1 protein-coding gene (only partly in view) is annotated in these 7,907 nt (G+C 48.7%); it reads left to right on the forward strand.

What is annotated here, in order from left to right; translation table 11 throughout:
• Positions 1-7,906 carry the final stretch of a non-ribosomal peptide synthase/polyketide synthase gene (locus tag KTO58_RS09190; RefSeq protein ID WP_225860158.1) on the forward strand. 26,483 nt of this gene lie to the left of the window's left edge, so 7,906 of the gene's 34,389 nt are visible here — the last part of the coding sequence; the start codon falls outside the window, past its left edge; the stop codon is at positions 7,904-7,906.
• Position 7,907: the final 1 nt, after the last annotated feature.

The raw sequence follows: 7,907 nt of genomic DNA on the forward strand, positions 1-7,907 counted from the left end.
GCTGGGTATACTAAAAGCTGGCGGGGCTTACGTACCGATCGATCCGGAATACCCTGCAGCACGCATCCGTTATATCCTGGAAGATGTGAATGCAGGCATGATGCTTTCTCATAGTGGGATTGTTCCGTCACTTGATACTGAGCTGGGTATTGATATACATTGCATGGATGAGCTAAGCTTCGCTTTATCCTCTTATAGTACTGTTTTACCTTCTGTTGAGATCAGCAGTACGCAGGCCGCGTATGTCATTTATACTTCGGGTTCGACCGGGCAGCCTAAAGGGGTAGTGAATGAGCATGGAGGTATTGTGAACCGGCTGCAATGGCTGCAGAATTACAAGCCTATCGGAGCGGGAGATGCTGTATTGCAAAAGACGACTTTCTGTTTTGATGTTTCCATATGGGAGCTCTTCTGGCCTTTGTTATCAGGTGCCCGGCTGGTATTTGCTTTACCGTCAGGACAGAAGGACGCTGATTATTTGAAGCATACCGTTGACAGGTATGGCATAACAGTGATACATTTTGTGCCCTCTATGCTGCCCGTGTTCCTGGATACGCTGGTACGCGGGGAGTGTGCGGGGTTAAAGTATGTATGCTGCAGCGGGGAGGCATTGTTGCCTCGTCATGTGAAGGCGTGCCGGCAGCAGTTGCCACAAGTGGAGATGTTAAACCTGTACGGACCAACGGAGGCGGCGATTGAAGTAAGCTACTGGCAGGCACCTAATGATATTACGAACTTGGATGTAGTACCGATAGGGAAGCCGGTGGCGAATACGTATCTCCGGATCTTGGACCAATACGGTCAACAACAGCCCATTGGTGTGCCAGGGGAACTACATATAGGAGGTATACAAGTGGCCAGAGCGTACTTCTGTCGTCCGGCACTAACCGACGCGCGGTTTATATCAGATCCGCAAGGACATAGCGGGCAGCGGTTGTATAAAACGGGGGATGTATGTCGCTGGGATGCTAATGGTGAAGTGATCTATATGGGCAGGATAGATAACCAGGTAAAGATCCGGGGTTACCGGATCGAACTGGACGAAATTTCTACGGTTTTGCAACATTGTCCGCAAGTGAAGGAGGCTATCGTGGTTACTTTCACCGGGCCTGATGGGAACCAGGGGTTACTTGCCTATGTGGTGCCTGAAGGGATATATGATAATGCTGCGATTACAGGTTACCTGAAGGAACGATTACCTGCTTATATGTTGCCGGTACAATGGATGGTACTGGAAGCGCTGCCATTACTGGCTAATGGTAAGATCAATAAACAGGCATTACCTGTGCCGCAGACCAGTCAGTCAGGCAGGCAGGTATATGTTGCTCCAAGAAATACAACAGAGCGATTGATCGCTGATATATGGACAAATTTGCTGGGAACTACGCCCGGTATTTACGAAGACTTCTTTGAATCGGGAGGACATTCTCTGCTGGCAATGCGGTTGGTGGCTTTGTTGCGGCAAGCCTTACAACGAGAGATACCGGTCAGGGTTATATTTGCGCATCCTACTATTCATGCGTTGGCAAGGTATATTACTACGGATGAACATCAGGGTCTATTACCTTCTATAGCCGCGTCCGTAAGGCCGGCCTATGTTCCCTTGTCATACAGCCAGGAACGTCTCTGGTTTATTGATCAGCTGGAAGGAAGTGTACAATACCATATTCCTTCTGTATTACGGTTGAAGGGAGTGTTACGGATCGATTTACTGGAGGCTGCTTTCCGGTATGTTGTGGACCGGCATGAAGTGTTACGAACCCGGTTGATCAATACTGATGGACATGTACGGCAGGAAGTAGCAGCACCTGGTAGCTGGCAATTATCTGTTCAGGCCGCTGATACACAGGCACCTTATGAAGAACAGATCCGGCAGGTGCTGGAGTCGCCTTTTAATCTTTCCGAGGATCCTATGCTGCGGGCACAATTGATGGTGTTGCAACCGGAGGAGCATATACTGATCGTATGTATACACCATATCGCAGCGGATGCCTGGTCAGCAGGTATTATTGTACGCGAGCTACTGGCGTATTATGATGCCGGTGTGAAAGGATCAGCATTTTCATTGCCGTTATTACCGGTACAATATGCCGATTATGCGATCTGGCAGCGTACATATTTGACCGGTGACAGAATGTTGGCCCAACTCTCTTACTGGGAGCATCAATTAATGGATACTGCTATTTTGCAGCTGCCATTATCCTGGCCGAGGGGGGCAGGTATGCAAAGACCTGGTGCTATCATGCGCTTCGATCTTGATCCATCCTTATCCTCGTCTGTTCAGGCATTATGCCACCGGGAAGGAGTGACCCGGTTCGTGCTGCTGTTATCGGTTTTCAAAGTATTGTTATACCGTTATACCGGTCAGACAGATATCTGTGTAGGTAGTACCATTGCGGGTCGTATGCAGCCCGAAGTGGCATCTCTTGTCGGATTCTTTGCCAATACGTTGGCTTTACGTACGGACTTGAGTGGTGGTCCATCATTTTCGCTGTTGCTGGCGCAAGTTAAACGTATGTTACTGGATGCCTATGATCATCAGGACGCTCCTTTTGAGAAGATCGTAGAGCTTACCGTCCGCGAAAGAAATACTGCAACGAGTCCACTGTTCCAGGTCATGTTTGAGTTGCAACAGGTCGAAGATCTGCCGGTATATACTTCAGAAATACTGGACGTAATGCAGGAAGAGATCACCAGTCTCACAGCCAAATTTGACCTGACACTTTTCCTGGAGGAAAGTAGTGACAGTACTTATACGGGTAGTATAGAATATAGAAGTGATTTATTCAGTACCTCGTTTATAGCCGGTATGATACGGCATTTCAAACAATTATTATATGCTGTGACAGCAGCGCCTGCTACGTCAATAGATGAGCTGACTATGTTAGATGCAGGAGAGGCGGATCATTTACTGCACAGTATCAGTACCAGCGATGTACATGTCTCTGCAGCGCAGGATACGTTCCTTACTTTGTTCGGCCGGGCGGCCATGCAATTTCCGGATCGATATGCAGTTGTGGCATCCGATGGAATATTAAGCTACCGAGAGCTGGACGAGCGTTCGAATCAATTGGCGAAGTATCTCCTGACGCTTGGTGTAAGGTCGGGTATGCTGATACCCGTATGTATGGAGCAAGGGGTATCCCTGCCGATGGTATTATTGGGAATACTGAAAGCAGGAGCGGCCTACGTACCTGTCGATCCGGATTACCCGGCTGCCAGGATAGCGTTTATCCTGGAGGATATTTCATCTCCATTATTACTGGCAAGTGAAGAGGCGGCATCCATCATCCCCTCGTCCCCGGATCGAAAGGTAATTGTACCTGATCAGCATATTGCTTTACTGGAGCTTTTGCCGGTTACTTCACCTGTCATTGAGATATCTGCAGAACAGCCTGCTTATGTTATCTATACGTCGGGTAGTACAGGGCAGCCTAAAGGAGTGATGGTCTCTCATTACAGCCTGCTGAATTACCTGGACAACGGGCAGACGAGGTATCTGAATGATGATGAACATCCTGCAGGCAGCTTTGCACATCTTTCTTATACTTTTGATGCATCTATCACTGCATTGTTTATGCCGCTGCTGAAAGGGAAGTATGTGGTATTCGGCAGCTATCAGGGTACCAGTGTATTTGAAGACCCGCTTTTTATCGCTCATGCACCTTATGACTTCATCAAACTGACGCCGGCGCATTTGCCATTACTGGCATTGGCGATGGCGCGTAATGAAAATATACCATTCACGCAGCGGCTGGTATGCGGAGGAGAGGCGCTTGAATGGCAGCACCTGCAGTACTGGACCACTTATCATCTTGATGTGGAAGTGATCAATGAATATGGTCCTACAGAAGCGACTGTTGGCTGTAGCACCTTTGTGTTTAATACATTGGATACGGCTGCAGGCAGCAGGGATCATATCCCGATCGGGCGTGCTATAGATAATGTACAGTTGTATGTATTGGACCGGCAGCTACAGCTTTTGCCGGAAGGTGTTTATGGCGAGCTATGTATAGGCGGGGCCGGGTTGGCAACCGGATATTGGCAACGGCCCGACCTTACAGCAGATAAGTTCGTTCAAATTAGTGTAGGAGACGACCTGTTATCTGTGTATCGTACTGGTGATGTGGTACGCTGGTTGCCAGACGGAATATTAGAATACCGCGGACGTGCGGATGACCAGGTTAAGATCAGAGGCTACCGGGTGGAACCTGGCGAGATAGAAGGGGTGTTGTCCCGTATGATAGGTGTGACACAGTCGGTAGTAATAACACATGCCGACAGTATCGGATACCAGCAATTGAGTGCATATATTACTACTGATGCTACGCTGGCCAAACAGGATGTCAATGCCTATCTGAAAGAGCATCTGCCAGCGCATCTGGTTCCTGGAAGGTTATATATTGTAGCTGCTTTCCCCCTTACTTCCCATGGCAAGATCGATAAGCCGGCATTGCTGGCAATGACCGACGAGGTGTCGGAAGGTAGTGTGTCTGCCGCCCCCAGAGATTACACTGAGCAGGTATTGACGGATATCTGGAAAGATCTCCTGGAGGAAGACGAGATCGGTATTCACGATAATTTCTTTGAACGCGGGGGGCACTCCTTGCTGGTGATCCGATTGTTATCTATCATAAGAAAAGAGCTGGATGTTGAGTTACAGATCGGGGATGTATTTGATCATCCCACCATCGCTTTACTATCGCAACAGTTGCGTATCAGCCATGCTGGTATGATATTACCGGATATAGTATCCCAGGAGCGTCCTGCATTCATTCCCTTGTCCTATAGCCAGGAAAGACTTTGGTTTATCGATCAGCTCTCCGGTAGTACACAATATCATATTCCCGCGGTATTGAAGCTGGAAGGTGACGTAGCCGTTGCGGCATTGCAAGCGGCATTGTCAGGTATGATCGAACAGCATGAGATATTGCGGACCGTGATCAAGGTGAAAGATGGTATTCCTTACCAGGAAGTGATGCCGGCAAATAAATGGGCTCTTGATATCAGAGAACTGGCATTTGATAGTGAGGAACAGCTGCAGCTGGAATTAGCGGCGCTGGTGTCTGTTCCTTTTGATCTTGCTGTTGATTACATGTTGCGGGCAACACTGCTTTCATGTGGAGAGGAGACTAACATTTTGGTGATCGTATTGCATCATATTGCCTCTGATGGTTGGTCTGCCGATATTATTGTAAGAACGTTGATAGCGCTTTATACCGCCAGTATATTACAAGAGACTACGATATTGACAGCGCCTGCTATTCAGTATGCGGACTATGCGATCTGGCAACGTAATTATTTGACAGGTAAGTTACTGGATGATCAGTTAGCTTACTGGCGTCATCAACTGAAAGATATCGCCGCTATAGAGTTGCCATTTGATTATGCGCGCCCGGTGGTACAGGATAATACCGGGAAGGAACTGGTATTCCAAATCGATAAGGCCGTCTATGAGCAGCTGAAAGCACTTAGTGTGCAGCATGGCGTAACACTCTATATGCTGTTGCTCGCGGCGTTCAAGGTATTGTTATATCGTTATAGCGGACAGGTGGATATAAGCGTAGGTACACCGGTAGCCGGACGGTCGCGTAAAGAAGTGGAGCCGTTGATCGGTTTTTTCCTGAATACGATTGTGTTGCGGACCTCCCTTCGTGGTGAAACGAATTTCACCGACTACCTGCAGCAGGTTAGACAGATTACGTTGGATGCCTATAAATACCAGGAGGTACCTTTTGAAAAGGTAGTGGATGCCGTAGTGTCGACCCGGGATCTCAGCAGGAGTCCCTTATTCCAGGTGATGTTCCAGTTGCAGCATCATGCGGCTGCTCCTGAAATAGTACCTTCTTTCAACTGGCAGCAACTGAATATCGGGCAATCCACTGCGCAATTTGATCTTACGCTAAATATGGATGAGTATACAGACGGTCTTTCCGGTAGTTTCACCTATGCTACCAGCCTTTTTGCCGCGGAGACTATCAGCTATATGATCGATCACTATAAACAGTTGTTGCTTTCCATCGTTGTTGATGCTGCACAGCCGATAGCAGCGTTATCTATCCTGGATAGGGCAGATAGCAATAGGTTATTGTCGGCCAGTACTTCGCGTCGTGCAGATTACGGCGGGCAATTGTTTCCGGGAGTCTTTGAACGCGTGGCGGTTAGGCGTGCCAGTGCTGCAGCTGTTGTATTTAATGATACTACGCTGTCGTATGCGCAGTTAGAGCAGCGTGCTAATCAGCTGGCTCATTATCTGGTGGGTAAAGGTGTGGTAGGGGAGGAGCTGGTGGCTATCTGCCTGGATCGTTCGGAGCGAATGCTGATCGCTTTGTTGGGGGTGCTGAAAGCGGGGGCGGCCTTTGTACCGATCGACCCTGCTTATCCGTCTGACCGGAAGGCGTATATGCTTTCAGATTCGGGTTGCCGATACCTGATCGGAGAGTCGGACAGTGTATCAGGTCTGGAAATACCTGGTAGTGTATCTGTACTGATCTTGTTGGATCAGGATACGTCAGCTATTGCAGCTGGTCCTGTTGTTCCTACCGGTGTATCGATTAGCGGGGAGCAGCTGGCTTATGTTATTTATACGTCTGGTTCTACAGGTCAGCCTAAAGGGGTGATGATCCCGCATGGATCGTTATCGAACTTTTTACATTCGATGTGTGATATACTTGGTACGGATGAAAGTTGCCGTTTGTTGGCGGTAACGACATTCTGTTTTGATATTGCGTACCTGGAATTTTTCCTGCCCTTGTTAAGCGGGGGTACGGTGTTGGTGTCGAGTCGCTCGGGCGCCTCGGATGCTTACCTGTTAATGGATCAGTTGTCTCAATACCGGCCAACGCATATGCAGGCAACACCAGCGACATGGCATATGTTGCAGGAGAGTGGTTGGGAGCGGCCTTTGTGGCTGGAGGTGCTGGTAGGGGGCGAGGCCTTACCCTGGATTCTGAAGGAGCAGCTGACGGCCGGTGGCGGTTGTATATGGAACGTCTATGGTCCGACGGAGGCTACGATCTGGGCCAGTATTAAGGCGCTGTATCATGGAGATGCGGTGACGATCGGTCAGGGATTGCACAATACGCCGCTCTATATACTGGACGAGGCAGGAGGTTTATGTCCCCCGGGAGTGATCGGAGAGATCTGTATAGGAGGTCCGCAGGTGGGTCGTGGTTACTTGTACCGGGAGGATTTAAGTGCCGGTCGATTTGTATCAGACCCCTTTTTAAGCGGCGGTCGTCTGTACCGTACGGGGGATTTGGGTCGATTGCATTCAACAGGAGATATCCAGTGTCTGGGTCGTAAAGACGAGCAGGTGAAGATACGCGGATACCGGATAGAGCTTGGAGAGATTGAAAATGTCCTGCAGCGATGCGAACAGGTGAGGACAGCTGCTGTGGTCGCTCATGCGGATACCAGCGGTATGAAACGATTGGTGGCTTATGTGGTACCGGAGAAAGAATTTGAGCAGGATAGAATCGTATCGGTTATCAGGAAGCAGTTACCGGAGTATATGGTTCCTTCTTTATTTATTCCGCTGACGCAGTTACCGCTTACACCCAATGGAAAAGTAGACAGAAAGGCATTACCTTATCCGGATGCACATATGAGTGTGGCACCGGAATATGTACCCGCCAGAAATGAAACTGAAAAGCTGCTGGTTGCCATATGGCAGGAATTACTTGAACGTGATCAGATAGGTATTTATGACGACTTCTTTTTTTCGGGAGGCCACTCGTTGCTGGCAATGCGTGTCGGTGCCCGAATACGACAGGAGCTTGCTTTACAGATATCTGTAGATAAACTGTTCCAGTTCAAAGACATTGCCCAGCTAAGCGAATATATACATGCATTACAGGCCGGACATACGGCTGGTAATACTTCGTCTGAAGTCTTTGAGCTTTAAT

Origin of the sequence: Chitinophaga pendula (assembly GCF_020386615.1) — a bacterium.
GTDB lineage: Bacteria > Bacteroidota > Bacteroidia > Chitinophagales > Chitinophagaceae > Chitinophaga > Chitinophaga pendula.